Genomic DNA, 17,104 nt, shown 5'->3' with positions numbered 1-17,104 from the left:
CCCCCTCACCCTCCCGGCGCCACCAGCCCGGACTCGTACGCCACGATCACCAGTTGGGCCCGGTCCCTGGCGCCCAGCTTGCCCATGATGCGGCTCACGTGCGTCTTGGCCGTCAGCGGGCTGAGGCCCAGCGCGTCGGCCACCTCCGTGTTGTTCAGGCCGCGGGCCACCAGCGCCAGGACCTGCCGCTCGCGGTCCGTGAGGCCCTCGGGGCCGCCGCCCGCGGCCAGGGCGGGGGCGTCCGGGGCCCGCAGGACGCGGGCGATGAGGCGCGCGGTGGGGCCCGGCGACAGCAGGGCCTCGCCGGCCGCGACCGTGCGGATGGCGTCGAGCAGATCGGCGGGTCTGGTGTCCTTGACCAGGAAGCCGGACGCGCCCGCGCGCAGCGCCTCGACGACGTGCTCGTCCGTGTCGTACGTCGTCAGCATGAGGACCTTCACGCCCGCCAGGTCCTCGTCGGCGGCGAGCAGCCGCGTCGCCTCGATGCCGTCGAGGTCGGGCATGCGGATGTCCATGACGACGAGGTCGGCCCGCTCGGTGCGGGCCAGGGCGACGGCCGTGCGGCCGGTGTCCGCCTGGCCCACGACCTCCATGTCCGGCGCCGATTCGACGAGCATCGCGAAGGCGGCGCGTACCAGCGTCTGGTCGTCGGCGAGCAGGACGCGGATCGTCATGTGAGGCCTCCCTGGGCGGTGGGCGCGAGCGGCAGCAGCGCGGAGACCATGAAACCCCCTTCGGCCCGCGGGCCCGCCTCCAGGGTGCCGCCGACGGTGCGGGCCCGCTCCCGCATGCCGATGAGCCCGAACCCCGGCGTGTGCGCGGCCTCGTGGCGGCCTCCGGCGCCGTCGTCCGTCACGGTCACGGCGAGGGCGGCGTCCCGGGTGCGTACGGCCACGCGCACCGTCAGGTCGGGGCCCGCGTGCCGCACGGCGTTGGTCAGCGCCTCCTGCACGATGCGGTACGCGGCGGCGCCCACGGCGGGCGGGGCCTCGCGCGGGCCGACGCTCAGTTCGACGCGGGCCCCCGCGGTGCGGGCCGCCTCGGCGAGGTCGGGGAGGCCGTCGAGGCCGGGCAGCGGACCCCTGGCCTCCTGCGTGCCGTCGTCGACGCCCGACCGCAGCACTTCGAGCGTGGCGCGGAGTTCACCGCGGGCCGCGCGGCACGTGCCGGCCACGTCGTCCAGGGCCTTGGCCACGGCCGCGCGGTCCAGGCGGTCCGGGTCGGCGGCGAGGACGTGCGCGGCGACGGAGGTCTGGACGCCGATCAGGGTGATGCTGTGCGCGAGCAGGTCGTGCAGGTCGCGGGCGACCCGCAGCCGCTCCTCCGCGACCCTGCGGCGGGCCTCCTCCTCGCGGGTGCGCTCGGCGCGTTCCGCGCGCTCGACGACGGAGGCGATGTACTGGCGGTGGACCCGTACGTAGACGCCGATCAGCAGGAGCGCCACGATCCAGCCGGTGACCCGCAGCGCCTCGCGGCCCTCGCTGACGCCCTGGCCGAACTTCACCGAGAGCATCAGGCCGATGACGGCGGAGCCGACGAGCGCGGTGCGCAGCGGCCTGCCGCTCACGGCGACCGTGTAGAGGCCGATCATGGCGGCGGCCACGGGCGCCGTGTGGTCGTAGTCCATGCCGTGGTACGGCGCGAGGCAGAGGATCAGGCAGAGGAAGGAGAGCAGCGGGGCGCGGCGACGCCACACCAGCGGCAGATGCGCCACCAGCAGCAGGGTCCAGCCGAGGGCGTCGAGGGGGTGGCCGTCGGGCCGTCCCCCGCCGATGACCACGGCGGACAGTGCCGCGGCGGCGGTGAGCAGCGCGTCGTCGCGCAGGGCCCGCGCCGGGCCCACGGGCCGACGGCGCGGGCCGGGGAACCCGGCGAGGGCGGAAGCGCTCCTGTCCGGGCTTCGGGTGGCGTCCACCGTTGCATCCTCCGTCAGGGGGGCGCCGCTCCGGCAGGGGAGGGACGCCCCGGGTGCGGGACTTCCTAGAGGGCGCCGGCGGGTTCGCGGGCCGGCTCGCCGGCGGGGGCGGGCCTCGCCTTGGACAGCGGGCCCGGCCACCACACCTTCCTGCCGAGCGCCACGCCGGCGCTCGTCACCAGGTACGTGCGCACCAGGAAGGTGTCGAGGAGCACGCCGACCGCGATGACGAAGCCCAGCTCGACGAGTTGGACGAGCGGCATGTTGGTGAGCACGGCGAACGTCGCCGCGAGCACGAGGCCCGCGGAGGCGATGACGCCGCCGGTGGTGCGCAGTGCGGTGAGCGCGGCCGTCCCCGGTTCGGCCCCGTTCAGGCACTCCTCGCGCATGCGGTGCATCAGGAAGATCCCGTAGTCGACCCCGAGCGCGACGAGGAAGACGAACGAGAGCAGGCCGAGCCCCGGGTCGGTGCCCTCGAAGCCGAGGAGCGGCTCGAAGACGAGTCCCGCGACGCCGAGCGAGGCGGCCCAGACGGCGACGACCGCGGCGAGCAGCAGCAGCGGCGCGACCAGGCTGCGCAGGAGTGCGACGAGGACGAGGAGCACGGCGGCGAGCACGAGCGGCACGACGATGGCGCGGTCGCGGTCGTTGGTCTCCTTGAGGTCGAGCTGCTGGGCTCCGGCGCCTCCGACGTGGGAGCCGTCGAGGCGCTCGCGCAGGGCCTCGATGGTGGCCGCCTCCGCCGCGGACTCGGGGGCGGCCGTGGCGATGACGGAGATCTCGGTCCAGTCCTCGCTGCGGCGCCCCCGCTCGGCGGCGCCGACGCCCTTCGTGTCCCGGATCTCGGCGAGGGCCTCGTCGGCGCGGCCGGCCGGGGACATGACGGTGATCGGCTGCGTGCCGCGCCCGGGGTAGGCGGCGGCGAGGGTCTCCATGGCCGTCACGGACTCCGGGGTCTTGGTGAAGGAGTCCTCCTGCTTGAGGGCGCCGGGCAGGTTCAGCGCCCCGAGCGCGAGCGCCCCGAGGAGCACGACGCCGCCCGCGAGGACGGTGAGCGGCCTGCGCCCTGCGGAGCCGCCCATCGCCGCGAAGACGTTGCGCCGCTGCTTGGGCGTGCTGCCGAAGGCGGGGATGAGCGGCCAGAACACGCGCCGCCCGAGGAGCACCAGGACGGCGGGCAGCAGCGTCGTCATCGCCGCGAGCGCGCAGAGCACGCCGACGGTGCCGAGCGGGCCCATGCCGCGGCTGCTGTTGAGGTCGGCGGCGAGCAGGCAGAGCAGTCCGGCGGCGACGGTCCCCGAGGAGGCGAGCACGGCGGGCCCGCAGCCGCGCAGGGCGGCGGCCATGGCGTCGTAAGGCCGTTCGAAGCGGCGCAGTTCCTCGCGGTAGCGGGAGACGAGCAGCAGGGCGTAGTCGGTGCCCGCGCCGAAGACGAGGATGGTCATGACGCCGGAGCTCTGTCCGCTGACGGAGGTGTCGAAGCCCTGGTTGAGCCCGTAGGCGACGGCCATCGCGAGGTAGTCGGCGACGCCCGCGACGGCGAGCGGCACGAGCCAGAGGAACGGGCTGCGGTAGATGAGGATGAGCAGGACCGCGACGACGCCGGCGGTGGTGTAGAGCAGGGGCCCGCCGAGCGAGTCGTACACCTTGCCCGCGTCGGTGGTCAGCGCCCCGGGCCCGCCGACGTCGGCGCTCAGCCCGTCCCCGCCGCGGGCGGTGTCGCGTATGTCGTCGACGAGGGCGTCCCGCTTCTCCTCGTCCTGCCCCGGCTCGGTGCTGACGACCGGGTACATCAGGGTGGCGCCGTCCTCGGAGGGCACGCCCTCGGGTTCGGACACGAGTCGGTGTTCCCCGGCGATACGGGTGACCTGGTCGCCGGCGGTCGCGCGGTCGGCGGCGGTCAGCCCGCCGTCCCGGTGGTAGACGAGGACCAGTTCGGTGGCCTCCCCGCCGGGCAACTGGTCCTGGATGCACGCCACTTCGGTGGACCCGGCGCCGGCGGGCAGGTAGTCGACGGCGCGGTCGTTCTGGACGTCGGCGAGCTTCGCGGCGAAGGGCGAGGCGATCGCCAGCAGCACGATCCACAGGCCCAGCAGGACCCAGGGGACGGCGCGCCTTCGGCGTCGTGGCGCGGTGCTCCGCCCTGGTGCGGCGTCGGCCGGTGCGGCCCCCATGACGGGCCTCCTTCGGCAGGGGTGACGTTTCGGGGTCAACCCTGCCGGGGCGCGCGCCCCGATCCGTCAGGCCCGAGACCGAGTCGCGCGGTACGCCACGGGGAGGCGGGACGCGGGCGTTACTCCCTGGGGAGTACGGAACGCGCCGTTCAGGAAGGTGTGCGCGCGGCCACCAGGAGGCGGGCCACGTCCTCGGAGCAGATCGTCAGCGCGCAGCCCGCCGTGGAGAGGACGTCGCGCTCGGCCGGGGTGTAGGGGCCGTCCGCGAGGGCGATGCGGGCGCCCTGGAGGAGCAGGGCCTCGCGGCCCGCCGGGGCGAGGTGCGGGGCGAGGGGGCCGAGGGCCTCGTGGAGCTCTATGGCGAGGCCGGGCCCGCAGTCGGGTTCGGTGGCACGGCCGGTGTCGGCGGCCAGCGCGTCGACGAGGGCGACGAGGCGCTCCTCGGTGCAGTCGTCGTGGCCCGCGGCGCGCAGCGTGGCGACGGCCGTGTCGAGCGTGGAGCGCGATCCGGTGCCGCCGGTCGAGAGGACGGCGAGGACCACGGTGTGCACGGCGTCGCGGAGCATCGCGGAGAGCCGGGTGGTGGTGGGGTGGTCGAGGACGTCGGGGTCGAAGAGGTCCTGGCAGGCGGTACACCGGATGACGGGCCCCGCGCAGCCGCGCGGCACGAGCGGCATGCCGAGCACGACGAAGCGACGCCGGCCCGTGAGCCGCTGGTAGTTGCGGTCGCCGCCGCAGGCGGGGCAGAAGAACTCGCCGTCGCCGATGGTGTCCCAGGCGGTGTGCATGCCGATCAGGCGCCTGCGCAGCGCCCTGCCGCGCGACACGGGCAGGGCGAGGACGCGCGCTTTCCTGCCGTTTCGTTCCCGATCCAGCACCACGCACCTCCGTAACTCCCCCATGTCCTGATGGACATGAAGGTGCCCCGACCGACTCCATTGCCGCGTTGGCGTGATGTTAGCCACATTGTTGATGTGGCGTCAGCACCTCGTACAGGAGAGCGAGGGATACGTGGCCGGGAGACGACGCCGCCCCGCCCGCGCGACGGCGGGCGGGGCGGCGTACGGGCCGGGGAAATCGGCGCGCGGTCAGCGGGCCGCGCGGTTGACCGCGGAGACGACGGCCTTGAGCGAGGCGCGCGTCGTGTTCGCGTCGATGCCGATGCCCCACAGCACCTTGTCGCCGATCGCGCACTCGATGTACGAGGCGGCCTGCGCGGACGCGCCCTCGCTCATCGTGTGCTCCTGGTAGTCCAGCAGGCGTACGTCGATGCCGATGCCCTGCAGCGCGTCGAAGAACGCGGAGATCGGTCCGTTGCCGGAACCGGTCAGGACGGTGTCCGCGCCGTCCAGCGTGGCCTCGACGGTGAGGGTGTCGACACCGTCGGTGTCGGTCGTCGTCTGGCCGTTCTTGACCTGAATCCGACCCCAGGGGTTCTCGGGGTTGGGCAGGTACTCGTCCTGGAAGACGCTCCAGATCGCGCCGGGCGTGACCTCGCCGCCCTCGGCGTCGGTCTTCGTCTGGATGATCTTCGAGAACTCGATCTGCATGCGGCGCGGCAGGTCCAGCTTGTGGTCGTTCTTCAGGACGTACGCGATGCCGCCCTTGCCGGACTGCGAGTTGACGCGGATGACGGCCTCGTAGGAGCGGCCGACGTCCTTGGGGTCGATGGGCAGGTACGGCACGGCCCACTCGACGTCGTCGACGGTCTTGCCCGCGGCGGCGGCGCGGGACTCCAGCGCGTCGAAGCCCTTCTTGATGGCGTCCTGGTGGGAGCCGGAGAAGGCGGTGTAGACCAGGTCGCCCGCGTACGGGTGGCGGGGGTGGACCTCCATCTGCGTGCAGTACTCGTACACGCGGCGGACCTCGTCGATGTCCGAGAAGTCGATCTGCGGGTCGACGCCCTGGCTGAAGAGGTTCATGCCCAGGGTGACCAGGTCGACGTTGCCGGTGCGCTCGCCCTGGCCGAACAGGCAGCCCTCGACGCGGTCGCCGCCGGCCATCACGGCCAGCTCGGCGGCGGCGACGGCGGTGCCGCGGTCGTTGTGCGGGTGGATGGAGAGGCAGACGAACTCGCGCCGGGACAGGTTGCGGGACATCCACTCGAAGCGGTCCGCGTGGGTGGAGGGCGTGGAGCGCTCCACCGTGGCGGGCAGGTTCAGGATGATCTCGCGCTCGGCGTCGGGCTGCCAGACGTCCATGACGCCCTCGCAGACCTCCAGGGCGAAGTCCAGCTCGGTGTCGGTGAAGATCTCGGGGCTGTACTGGTACCCGAAGGTGGTGCGGTCGTCCAGCAGCTTGTCCGCGTACTCCATGACCAGGCGTGTGCCGTCGACGGCGATCTGCTTCACGGCGTCGCGCGAGCCGCGGAAGACGACGTCGCGCCAGACGGGCGCGGTCGCGTTGTACAGGTGGACGGTGGCGCGGCGGGCGCCCTTCAGGGACTCGACCGTGCGCTCGATCAGCTCTTCGCGGGCCTGGGTCAGGACGGAGATCGTCACGTCCTCGGGGATCGCGTCCTCGTCCTCGATGATGGAGCGCACGAAGTCGAAGTCGGTCTGGCCCGACGAGGGGAAGCCGACCTCGATCTCCTTGTAGCCCATGCGTACCAGCAGGTCGAACATGGCGCGCTTGCGCGCGGGGGACATCGGGTCGATCAGCGCCTGGTTGCCGTCGCGCAGGTCGGTGGAGAGCCAGCGGGGGGCGACGGTGATCCGCTTGTCCGGCCACGTGCGGTCGGGGATCGCGACCTGCTCGTACTGCCCGTACTTGTGGACCGGCATGGACGTGGGGCGCTGGAAGTTCGGCATGTGCGGGGCTCCTCGGAAGTGTCCTGAAGGACGGCCGACGGTCTTAGCGCAACGCCGAACTCCGCGGGGAGGGGGTCGGCCTTGTCTACAGGCCCTCGCCGCGGCAGCTAAGGAGAAGCAGCCCGAATCGCATGATGGACCGCAGCCTAGCCGAGCCGCGCTCTGTGCGCGGGCCCGTATCAGTATGCGGGACCAGGGGCGGAGAGCGGTGCAAAAGGTGTCATACCCCACTGCCGCCTCCGTCGGCGCACAGCGTGCCGTACCCGATGGGGAGGCCCTCCGGAGCCCGTATGCCTCTATTTCATCAATCATGGTGGCAGGTAGTGACAGCGGCATGACCCAGTGCCACATTGCCGCCATGACCGCCAATCCGACGGGCTTCGAGCCCGTCTTCTGCACCATCGTGCCGCCGCACGTCCTGGACACGCTGGCCCAGAGCCAGGACCCCGCGCTCGCCACGCCCGCCCGCCGCTCCCTGGAGCGCGACGCCATCGAGCGCACCCGCCGCCACCTGACGACCGTCATCGGCGCGCCCGCCGTGGCCCCGCCCAAGGGAGCCGCCGCCGACAAGCCGCACCGCACGGTGTACGACGCGAGGCACCGCACCGAGCTGCCGGGCCGCAAGGTCCGCTCCGAGGGGGACAAGCCCGGCAAGGACGCCACCGTCAACCGCGCGTACGCGGGTCTGGGCGCCACCTTCGAGCTGTTCCTGAAGTCGTACGAGCGCAACTCCATCGACGGCGGCGGACTGCCGCTGAACGCGACCGTGCACTACTCCGAGGACTACAACAACGCCTTCTGGAACGGCGAGCAGATGGTGTTCGGCGACGGCGACGGCGAGATCTTCCTCGACTTCACCATCCCGGTGGACGTGATCGGCCACGAGCTGACCCACGGCGTCACGCAGTACACGGCGAACCTCACGTACTTCGGTCAGCCGGGCGCCCTGAACGAGTCGATGTCGGACGTCTTCGGCGCGATGATCAAGCAGTACACGCTCGGCCAGACCTCCACCGAGGCCGACTGGCTGATCGGCGCGGGACTGCTCGCCCCGCGCGTCACCGGCAAGGCGCTGCGCTCCATGAAGGAGCCCGGCACCGCCTACGACGACGACGTGCTCGGCAAGGACCCGCAGCCCGCCGACATGGACCACTACGTCCGCACGGGCCGCGACAACGGCGGCGTGCACATCAACTCCGGCATCCCGAACCGCGCGTTCTACCTGGTCGCCGAGGCGCTCGGCGGTCACTCCTGGGAGCGGGCGGGACAGATCTGGTACGCCGTCCTGACCGGCGGCGAGCTGGCGCAGGACGCCTCCTTCACCGACTTCGCGAAGCTGACGGTGGCCGCCGCCCGGCAGAAGTTCGGCGACGGGGAGGAGCTCAAGGCCGTCGTCGACGCGTGGACCACCGTCAAGGTGCCCACCAACGGCTGACGGCGCGCTTTCCGCCGCCCGCCCGGTGCAGTAGACAGGACCCATGCGTATCCAGGTGAAGCGGACCGGAGGATTCGCGGGCATCGACCGGCACGCCGAGGTGGACACCTCGCAGCTGGCCGATGCCCCCGAGTGGCACGCCCTGGCCGAGCAGGCCGTGGCCGAGGGCAGGAGCACGCCGCCGATAGGGGTGCCCGACGGCTTCAGCTACACCCTCACGGTCGACGGGCGGACGGTCTACTGCTCGGACCCCCGGCTCACGGAGCCGCAGCGCAAGCTGATCTCGCGGGTGCTGAAGGAAGGCGCGTAGCGAACCTGAGAATTGTTCACCTTTTCCGCGCACGCCCATTGACGCGCGTACCGGGCGGTACGGAAGATCCCGCCCATGGCAGCGACTGCGGCGATACCCCGGTTCCCCCGCGACTTCCTGTGGGGCGTGTCCACCTCGGCCCCTCAGATCGAGGGCGCCGCCGACCAGCGGGGCCCGTCCGTGTGGGACGCCTTCACCGCCGTGCCGGGGAACGTGAAGGACGGCACGACCGCCGCCGTCGCCTGCGACCACTACCACCGCTACCGCGAGGACGTGGCGCTCGTCGGCGGCCTCGGCGTGGCCGCCTACCGGTTCTCGGTCTCCTGGCCGCGCGTGCTGCCGACGGGGGCGGGCGCGGTCAGCGCGGCGGGCCTGGACTTCTACGACCGCCTCGTCGACGAGCTGTGCGCGCGGGGCGTGCGGCCCGTGCCCACGCTGTTCCACTGGGACACCCCCCTGGCCCTCCAGGACGCGGGCGGCTGGCTGCGGCGCGACACCGCCGAGCGCTTCGCCGAGTACGCGGCGGTCGTCGCCGCCCGCATCGGCGACCGCGTCCCGAAGTGGATCACCCTCAACGAACCGGCCGAGCACACCCTGCTCGGCCACGCCCTCGGCGAGCACGCCCCCGGCGAGAAGCTGCTCTTCGACGCGCTGCCCGCCGCCCACCACCAGCTGCTCGCCCACGGCCTCGCGGTACGCGCGCTGCGCGCGGCGGGCGCCCGTGACATCGGCATCGCCAACTCGCACGGCCCGACCTGGCCCGCCTCGGCCGCCGAGGAGGACACGGCCGCCGCCGGCTTCTACGACGTGCTCCTCAACCGCCTCTTCGCCGACCCGCTGCTGATGGGCCGCTACCCCGAAGGACTCGGCGAGCTGATGCCGGCGGCGGACCTCGAAGCGGACCTGAAGGTGATCGCGGAACCGCTCGACTGGTACGGGATCAACTTCTACCAGCCGACGAAGGTGGGCGCCCCGCTCCCCGAGGGCACCGCCGCCGAGTTCGCGGGCCTCACGCTCCCGACCGGACTCCCCTTCTCACCCCGGCCGATCGAGGGGTACCCGGTCACGGACTTCGGCTGGCCGGTCGTCCCCGAGGCGCTCACCGAACTCCTCACCGCCTTCCGCGACCGCTACGGCGACCGACTCCCGCCCCTGGTCATCACCGAGAACGGCTGCTCGTACGAGGGGATCGACGACCAGGAGCGGATCGCCTACCTGGACGGCCATCTGCGGGCCCTGCACCGGGCGGTCGAAGCGGGCGTCGACGTGCGCGGCTACTTCGTCTGGTCGCTGCTCGACAACTTCGAGTGGGCGGAGGGCCACCGGCGGCGCTTCGGCCTCGTCCACGTCGACCACGCCACCCAGAAACGCACCCCGAAGGCGTCCTACCACTGGCTGCGCGAGGTCCTGCGGGCGCAGCGGGCATGACCTCCGGCGCGCTGCGGGAGCCGGCCGAGCGGGTCGGGCGGAGCTGGACGGCGGCCCTCTCTGTGGCGAACGGCGCGCTCTGGGTGGGCTGGTACGGGCCGCTGCAGATCCTGCTCGCCGTGCAGGCGGCGGACCTGGCCCCCGCGGGCACCCCCAAGGAGACGGTCCTCGCCTGGGTGACGGGCGCCGGTGCCGTCGTCTCGCTCGCCGCGAACCCGCTCTTCGGCGCGCTCTCGGACCGCACGACCTGCCGCCTCGGGCGGCGCACGCCGTGGATCGCGGCGGGCGCCGCGGGCGGCGCCGCCGCGCTCCTGCTGCTGTCCGCCGCGGGTTCCGTGTGGTGGCTGGCGGCGGGCTGGTGCCTGGTCCAGCTCACCCTGAACGCCGCCTTCGCCGCGGTCACGGCCGCCGTGCCCGACCGGGTGCCGCGTGCGCAGCGGGGCTCGGTCGGCGGCTGGCTCGGGGCGGCGCAACTGCTCGGCGTGGTCGTGGGGACGGGGCTCGCGACGGCCGCGGGCGGGACGGTCGCGGGGTACGCGGCGTGCGCGGTGTTCACCGTGGCGGGCGTGCTTCCGTACGTGGTGCGCCATCGTGACCTGCGGCTTCCGGTGGCCGACCGGCCGCCGTGGGAGCCGCGGGCCTTCCTCGCGGGCTTCTGGCCGAGCCCGCGCCGCCACCCGGATCTGGCCTGGGCCTGGCTGACCCGCTTCCTGATCAACGTCAGCAACTCCGTGGTGCTGCTCTACCTCCTGTACTTCCTGCGGGACGGGCTGGACCGCGACGACCCGGAGGGCGGCGTGCTGATCCTGACGGCCGTGAACGGCGTGACGATGCTCGCCACCGTTGTGGTGGGCGGCGCCTGTTCGGACCGGGTGGGGCGGCGCAAGCCCTTCGTGATCTGGTCGGGCTCGCTGATGGCGGCGGCGACGGGGCTGCTCGCCCTCTGGCAGACGTGGCCGGGCGTGGTCGTGGCGGCGGCGCTGCTCGGCGTCGGCTTCGGCGTCTTCACCTCGGTGGACTTCGCCCTGATGACGGACGTCCTGCCGAAGGCCAGGGACCGCGGCAAGGACCTCGGCGTCATCAACATCGCCAACTCCCTGCCCCAGGTGGCGGCCCCGGCCATCGCCGCGCCGATCGTGACCCACCTCGGCGGCTACCGCGTGCTCTACCTGACGGCTGCGGTGATCGGCCTCGCGGGGGCGGCGCTCGTGACGCGGATCAGGGGCGTGGACTGAGCGGGATGCCCGAAGGGGGCGGCCGCGACGCACGGACGGGGCGTCCGTCGTGCCCGAACAGGTCGTCAGATGCCCGGATGAGGGACCCGTCACGCCCGGACAGCGGCCCGTAATGCCCGTTTCCGCCACTCTCGGCGTCCGAAAGGGAACTCTTGGTGCCCGAACGGGAATGCGGGGACGCCCGCATCGGTTCCCGATGACATCCGGCCGGAGCCGGGTGACGGCGGCGCAGCGGCGGGACGGGGGTCCATCGCTGCGCCGCCTCCGCACGGCGGGGGCGTCACGAGCGGCCGGGGGCCGGCGTCAGAAGCCGAGCTTGCGGAGCTGGCGCGGGTCCCGCTGCCAGTCCTTGGCGACCTTGACGTGCAGGTCGAGGAAGACGGGCGTGCCGAGCAGCGCCTCGATCTGCTTGCGGGACTTGATGCCGACGTCCTTGAGCCGCTTGCCCTTGGGGCCGATGATGATGCCCTTCTGGCTGGGCCGCTCGATGTAGACGAACGCGTGGATGTCGAGCAGCGGCTTGTCCGCGGGCCGGTCCTCGCGCGGCAGCATCTCCTCCACCACGACGGCGATGGAGTGCGGCAGCTCGTCCCGTACGCCTTCCAGCGCCGCCTCGCGGATCAGCTCGGCCACCATGACCTGCTCGGGCTCGTCCGTGAGGTCGCCCTCGGGGTAGAGCGCGGGGCCCTCGGGCAGCATCGGCACGATGAGGTCGGCGAGGAGCCCGACCTGCTGGTCGCCGACGGCCGACACCGGGACGATCTCGGCCCACTCGAAGCCCAGCTCCGCGCCGAGCTGGTCGATCGCGATGAGCTGCTCGGCGAGCGTCTTGCTGTCGACGAGGTCGGTCTTGGTGACGATCGCGATCTTCGGCGTCTTCTTGATGGAGGCGAGCTCCTTGGCGATGAAGCGGTCGCCGGGGCCGAGCTTCTCGTTCGCGGGCAGGCAGAAGCCGATGACGTCGACCTCGGCCCACGTGGTGCGCACGACGTCGTTGAGCCGCTCGCCGAGCAGGGTGCGCGGCTTGTGCAGGCCGGGGGTGTCCACCAGGATCAACTGGGCGTCGGGCCGGTGCACGATGCCGCGCACCGTGTGCCGCGTGGTCTGCGGCTGGTTGGCGGTGATCGCCACCTTCTTGCCGACCAGAGCGTTCGTGAGGGTGGACTTGCCCGCGTTGGGGCGGCCGACGAAGCAGGCGAAACCGGCGCGGTGGACGGCCTCGGACGGCTCGGCTGATGACGGGGTACGAACGCTCATGGCGCCATTGTCCCTGATTCCGGGACCCCTGCCGCACAGTGCTGGCCGTAGGCCTTGCTTCGCCCCCCCATCGCCGGCTGCGCCGAGCTCGTCCTCAAACGCCGGACGGGCTTGATCCGCCTCGACCGCCGGGCGACAGGTCACCGCGTCGCCGGCTGCGCCGGGCTCGTCCTCAAACGCCGGACGGGCTTGACGCGGCTGCTCCGAGGTCGCTCCCGAGCGCCGGGCTCGCTTGATGCGGCTGCGCCCGGCCTTATTCCGCTGTCAGCGTCTCGCGGAGTTCGCCGTCGGGGCCCGCCAGGAAGACCGGGGTGCCCTTGCCGCCCAGGTCGCGTACCGCCGCGATGTCGTCCGCGGGGAGTTCCTGCGCCGCCGAGACGACCGCCGCGGCCTCCAGGGACTCCGCCCCCGAGGCGACGGCCATCGCGACCGCCGTGCGCAGCGCGGAGAGCTGGAGCGAGGCGAGGTCCACGGTGCCCGCCACGTAGGTGCGCCCCGTCTCGTCCCGTACGGCCGCCCCCTCGGGCACTCCGTTGCGGGCCCGGGCCGAGCGGGCGAGGGTGACGATCTTGCGGTCCTCGGGACCGAGGTCGGTGCTCTGCGTCATGGCACGAGCATAAGGAGCGGGAAGATCGCCGGGGAACTCACCCCGCGACGGGGTGCATCGCGCCCCGGCGGCCCTCCGGCGACGCCAGCCACGCCAGCTGCGCCGCCGTGTCCGCCTCGGCGTGCGGCGTCGGCGTGTGCAGCACGATCACGAGGTCGGGCCGAGCGGGCACCCTGAGCTGCGTCGACTCCAGGAACAGCGGGCCCGCCACCGGATGCTCGATCTCTTTGGTGACCTGCCCGCCCGGCCGGATGTCCCGCCGCTCCCACAGCTCGGCGAAGTCCGGGCTCGCCGCCTTGACCGCGGCGACCACCGAGGCGAAGCCGTCGTCGTCGGGCCGCTCCGAGCACGCCGCCCGGTACATCGCCACCACCTGGGGCGCGTTCTGCTCCCAACTCCGCGAGCGGGAGCGGTAGATGGGGTCGGTGAAGAAGCTGAGCAGGCAGTTCTCGGCGGTCTCCGAGCGCATGCCGAGCACGGCGGCCGCCGCGTCGTTGTACATGACGCAGTTCCAGTAGGCGTCCATGATGTGCGCGGGGTACGGCAGCCAGGCGTCGATGAGCCGGCGCAGGCCCTCGCACATGTCCCGGTCCTCCCGCGCGACCTCCGGCGGCGGCGGATTGAGCCCGGCGAGCACGTACAGGTGGCGCCGCTCGGTGCCGCTCAGCTTCAAAACGCGCGCCACGGAGTCCAGGACCTGCGGCGACACCGAGATGTCGCGGCCCTGTTCGAGCCACTGGTACCAGGACGCCCCGACCCCGGCGAGCACGGCGACCTCCTCGCGACGGAGCCCCGGCGTGCGCCTGCGTCCGCCCCCGTCCGGAAGCCCCGCCTCCGCGGGGCTGACCCGCGCCCGGCGGCTCATCAGGAACTCGCGCAGTTCCGCGAGGCGACGCGCCTTGGCGTCCGTGACCGTTGCCGCGACCATATGGCGCTCCCCCAAGCCCTGACTGGTGTTCGGACCACCAGCATAAATACCCGCTCCCCACGCCCGTTCCGCACGCACGACGCTCTTGCCCATGGCGATCGACGCCTCCACCGCTCCGCCCGGCCGGCCCGACGAAGCGGCGCCGCGCCCGGCGAAACCCAGGCTCTCCCCCCGCGACGGACTCGTCCTCTTCGTGCTCTGCGCGGCACAGTTCATGGTCGCGCTGGACTTCTCCGTGCTGAACGTGGCGCTGCCCGTCCTCGGCGCCGACCTCGGCATGGACCAGTCCGCGCTGCAATGGGCGGTCACCGCCTTCGCGCTGCCCTCGGGCGGCTTCCTCCTCCTCTTCGGCAGGGCGGGCGACCTCTTCGGGCGGCGCAGGCTGTTCCTCGCCGGGCTCGCGCTCTTCGGCCTGGCCTCGCTGCTCGCCACGTTCGCCTGGGACCCGGCGTCGTTCCTCGCCGGCCGGGCGCTGCAGGGCGTCGGGGCGGCGGCCATCGTGCCGACCGGGATGTCCCTGCTGACGACGACCTTCCCCGAGGGCCCGCAGCGCGACCGGGCACTCGGCATCTCCGGCACGCTGCTCTCACTCGGCTTCACGGTGGGCATGGTCCTCGGCGGCGTCCTGACCGACACCCTCGGCTGGCGCTCCACCATGGGCCTGCTGGCCCTCTTCGCCCTGATCGTGCTGCCGCTCGCCCCGGGCCTGCTCCCCGAGTCCCGTACGCCCGACCGTCCGCGCCTCGACGTCCCCGGCGCCGTCACGGTCACCGGCGGCCTGCTCGCCCTGATCTACGCCCTGTCCACGGCCGCCGAGCGCGGGTTCGGCGGTGTCGACGTCATCGTCACGCTGGTGGCGGGCGTGGTCCTGCTCGCGGCCTTCGGATTCATCGAGTCGCGCGCCGCGGCTCCCCTGGTCTCCCTGCCCATGCTGCGGCGCTCCACGGTGGCGTGGGGGAACCTCGGCGGCCTCGTCACCTTCTCCATGATGTCGACGGTCGTCTTCGTGCTGACCCTCTACCTCCAGGAGATCCTGGGCCTCTCCGCGTTCGGGACCGGCCTGGTCTTCGGCGTCCAGGGCATCGTGTCGGTGCTCGCGGGGACGTACGCGTCCCGGGTCATCGGCCGCTTCGGGGCGCGCCGCACGCTCGTCGGCTCACTGGCCGGCCAGGGGCTGCTGGTGGCCGCGCTGCTCGGCGTCGGCGAGCAGGCCTGGTGGGTCTGGCCGGCCACGGCGGCCGTCTCCCTGGCGAGCATGTGCCACCTGGGCGCGATCATCTCGTACGGGGTGACGGTGACGTCGGGCGTGCCCGACGAGGAGCAGGGCCTCGCGACCGGCCTCGTCACCTCGGTCCAGCAGACGGGCCTCACGGTCGGCATCCCGCTGCTCGGCGTCCTCGCGACGACGGCCCCCGACCTCCTGACGGGCACCCGCACGGTCCTCGCGGTCGACGCGGCGGCGACCCTGGGGGCTGCGGCCCTGATCGCGTGGGGGCTGCGCCGCGGCGTCCGCGCCTAGCACCGGACGAGGTGCGGGCGGCGCCGCGGCCGTCGGGCGGTCCGCCTCACTCAGAGGCGGGCCGTCGACTCGTCCCGTGGGCGGGCGGCCGGGGACGGCCCGGCCGCGAGGCCGAGGAAGGCCGTCCAGGCCTGTGGGGAGAAGGTGAGCACGGCGCCTCTGCGCCGGGCGGAGTCACGCACCAGGACCGTCTCTCCGGTCCAGGCGGTCTCCACGCACTGCCCTTCCCCGCCGTCGCTCACACTGCTCTTGCGCCACGTCCATGAGCTGCCCACGCTTCTCCTCCACCCCTGGGTGCGGAAGACCAGCCGTCACTGCCCACGGCGAACGGACGGACGGAGACTGGGGTTCCAGCTCACTCGACTCCCCCGCGCGACTGGTGCAGGCACACGCAGCACCTCTTCCAGGATAACGGGACGCCATACGAATATGAATGACCCGTTTCTCGCCAAGGTCCCGCGCTCCAGGGCGTGTTACTCCTGTGCGACGGCGTCCACGGGGACGCTTTGCAGCAGTGTCTCCAGATCGTCCCGCCCGTCCTCCGTCCGCTCGGCGAGCGCCCGCAGGAGCGCGCCGACGTCGTCCTTGAGCGCCAGGTCCTCCAGCTCCCAGAAGCGCTCCAGGTAGCGGCCCGTCTCGTCCGGGGCGTTGGTGGTGTACGAGTCGCCGCGCGGATTCTCCAGGTGGAGGGAGTCCGGCATCTCGTCCGCCTCGAACTCGAAGAGGCTGAAGGGGCCCTGGATGCCCGCGTGGGCGCCGACGCTGAACGGCAGGATCTGGATGGTGACCCCGGGTTTGGCCGCCAGCTCGGCGAGCCGCTCCAGCTGGGCGCGCATCACGCCCCGCCCGCCGACATGGCGGCGCACGACCGCCTCGTCGAGGATGTAGAACAGCTCACGCCCGCCGGAGGTCAGCAACTCCTGCCGCGCGAGGCGCACTTCGACGCCCCGCTCCAGGCGCTCCTCGGGGATGCTCTTGTTGTAGGCGGTCATGATCGCCCGCGCGTACTCCTCGGTCTGCAGCGGACCCGGCATGACCAGAGCGCCGTAGTGCCGAATGATGGAGGCCGAGGACTCCAGGGCGAGGAACTCCAGGAACTCCTTGCCGTACAGATCGCGGTACTCGCTGTAGGGCATGCGCCGGCTGCCGCGCGCGAGGTCGAGGAGCTCGTCGATCTTGCGGCGGTCCCTGATCCCGTACGCGTCGAGGAGGGGGCGCAGGTCGTTGACGGAGATCCCGACCTCACCGGCCTCGATCCGGATCAGCTTGGAGGGGCTCCACTCCATCTTGGAGGCGACCTGGCGCTGCGTGAGCCGGGCGCCTGTCCGCGCCTTGCGCAGTTCAGTACGCAGCCGCAGCCGCTGAAGGGCCGCATTCGGCACGCTCATGATGGCTCAACCCCCAACGGCACTGTCCGAGGTGCAACATAGCAGAATAGCAGCTTACTCATCGAGACCTTCCGAGGCGACGGTTCACGTCACTACCA

The 17,104-nt window shown here is 72.7% G+C and carries 15 protein-coding genes; 5 read left to right on the top strand and 10 right to left on the bottom strand.

Annotation, left to right across the window (positions count from 1 at the left end):
- Positions 1 to 5: 5 nt before the first annotated feature.
- The 5 genes from DCW30_RS07265 to leuA form a co-directional block, all read right to left on the bottom strand.
- Complete coding sequence (locus tag DCW30_RS07265) at positions 6 to 674, bottom strand: response regulator (protein WP_076686472.1); 669 nt, start codon at positions 672 to 674, stop codon at positions 6 to 8.
- Positions 671 to 1,915 (bottom strand): sensor histidine kinase, encoded by a 1,245-nt coding sequence (locus DCW30_RS07260; RefSeq protein ID WP_103557491.1) that lies wholly within the window; start codon positions 1,913 to 1,915, stop codon positions 671 to 673. The genes DCW30_RS07265 and DCW30_RS07260 overlap by 4 nt, the downstream gene beginning before the upstream one ends.
- Before the next feature lie 65 nt (positions 1,916 to 1,980).
- Positions 1,981 to 4,089: an MMPL family transporter gene (locus DCW30_RS07255; protein WP_079250147.1), complete on the bottom strand. Its 2,109-nt coding sequence runs from the start codon at positions 4,087 to 4,089 to the stop codon at positions 1,981 to 1,983.
- A 149-nt stretch (positions 4,090 to 4,238) separates the two neighbouring features.
- Positions 4,239 to 4,970 (bottom strand): TerB family tellurite resistance protein, encoded by a 732-nt coding sequence (locus DCW30_RS07250; RefSeq protein ID WP_373569014.1) that lies wholly within the window; start codon positions 4,968 to 4,970, stop codon positions 4,239 to 4,241.
- A 207-nt stretch (positions 4,971 to 5,177) separates the two neighbouring features.
- Positions 5,178 to 6,899, bottom strand: a complete 1,722-nt coding sequence (gene leuA / locus DCW30_RS07245; RefSeq protein WP_062776658.1) for a 2-isopropylmalate synthase — start codon at positions 6,897 to 6,899, stop codon at positions 5,178 to 5,180.
- A gap of 358 nt (positions 6,900 to 7,257) precedes the next feature.
- On the opposite strand from leuA, the gene DCW30_RS07240 reads away from it, so the two are divergent.
- The 4 genes from DCW30_RS07240 (at position 7,258) to DCW30_RS07225 (ending at position 11,307) form a co-directional block, all read left to right on the top strand.
- A complete protein-coding gene (locus DCW30_RS07240; protein WP_076689345.1) occupies positions 7,258 to 8,334 on the top strand; it encodes a M4 family metallopeptidase in 1,077 nt (358 codons plus the stop codon).
- A 43-nt stretch (positions 8,335 to 8,377) separates the two neighbouring features.
- A complete protein-coding gene (locus tag DCW30_RS07235; protein ID WP_062776653.1) occupies positions 8,378 to 8,644 on the top strand; it encodes a protealysin inhibitor emfourin in 267 nt (88 codons plus the stop codon).
- A gap of 75 nt (positions 8,645 to 8,719) precedes the next feature.
- Positions 8,720 to 10,072 (top strand): GH1 family beta-glucosidase, encoded by a 1,353-nt coding sequence (locus DCW30_RS07230; protein ID WP_076686470.1) that lies wholly within the window; start codon positions 8,720 to 8,722, stop codon positions 10,070 to 10,072.
- Positions 10,069 to 11,307 carry an MFS transporter gene (locus DCW30_RS07225; protein WP_076686468.1) on the top strand — a complete coding sequence of 413 codons (1,239 nt, stop codon included), beginning with the start codon at positions 10,069 to 10,071 and terminating at the stop codon, positions 11,305 to 11,307. Before DCW30_RS07230 ends, DCW30_RS07225 begins: the two co-directional genes overlap by 4 nt.
- Positions 11,308 to 11,610: 303 nt before the next feature.
- Here the strand turns inward: DCW30_RS07225 and era are convergent, their stop codons facing one another.
- The 3 genes from era to DCW30_RS07210 form a co-directional block, all read right to left on the bottom strand.
- A complete protein-coding gene (gene era / locus DCW30_RS07220) occupies positions 11,611 to 12,564 on the bottom strand; it encodes a GTPase Era (RefSeq protein ID WP_076686466.1) in 954 nt (317 codons plus the stop codon).
- Between the two features lie 253 nt (positions 12,565 to 12,817).
- Entirely contained in the window at positions 12,818 to 13,171 is a 354-nt protein-coding gene (locus DCW30_RS07215; protein WP_062776644.1) for a cytidine/deoxycytidylate deaminase family protein, read from the bottom strand.
- A gap of 37 nt (positions 13,172 to 13,208) precedes the next feature.
- The gene (locus DCW30_RS07210) at positions 13,209 to 14,099 is read right to left on the bottom strand and encodes a helix-turn-helix transcriptional regulator (protein WP_076686464.1); all 891 of its coding nucleotides are present in this window, start codon (positions 14,097 to 14,099) and stop codon (positions 13,209 to 13,211) included.
- Between the two features lie 91 nt (positions 14,100 to 14,190).
- Between DCW30_RS07210 and DCW30_RS07205 the strand changes: the two genes are divergently transcribed.
- Positions 14,191 to 15,618, top strand: coding sequence for an MFS transporter (locus DCW30_RS07205; protein WP_076686463.1), 1,428 nt, complete (start codon positions 14,191 to 14,193; stop codon positions 15,616 to 15,618).
- Between the two features lie 50 nt (positions 15,619 to 15,668).
- Here DCW30_RS07205 and DCW30_RS07200 read toward each other — a convergent pair whose 3' ends face one another.
- Together DCW30_RS07200 and DCW30_RS07195 are read right to left on the bottom strand one after the other, a co-directional pair.
- Positions 15,669 to 15,893, bottom strand: coding sequence for a DUF397 domain-containing protein (locus tag DCW30_RS07200; RefSeq protein ID WP_076686461.1), 225 nt, complete (start codon positions 15,891 to 15,893; stop codon positions 15,669 to 15,671).
- Positions 15,894 to 16,091: 198 nt separating this feature from the next.
- Positions 16,092 to 17,006, bottom strand: a complete 915-nt coding sequence (locus DCW30_RS07195; RefSeq protein ID WP_076686459.1) for a helix-turn-helix domain-containing protein — start codon at positions 17,004 to 17,006, stop codon at positions 16,092 to 16,094.
- Between the last annotated feature and the right edge of the window lie 98 nt (positions 17,007 to 17,104).

The organism is Streptomyces alfalfae (assembly GCF_004127445.1).
Taxonomy (GTDB): domain Bacteria; phylum Actinomycetota; class Actinomycetes; order Streptomycetales; family Streptomycetaceae; genus Streptomyces; species Streptomyces alfalfae.
This window is presented reverse-complemented; position numbering and strand designations above follow the sequence as displayed.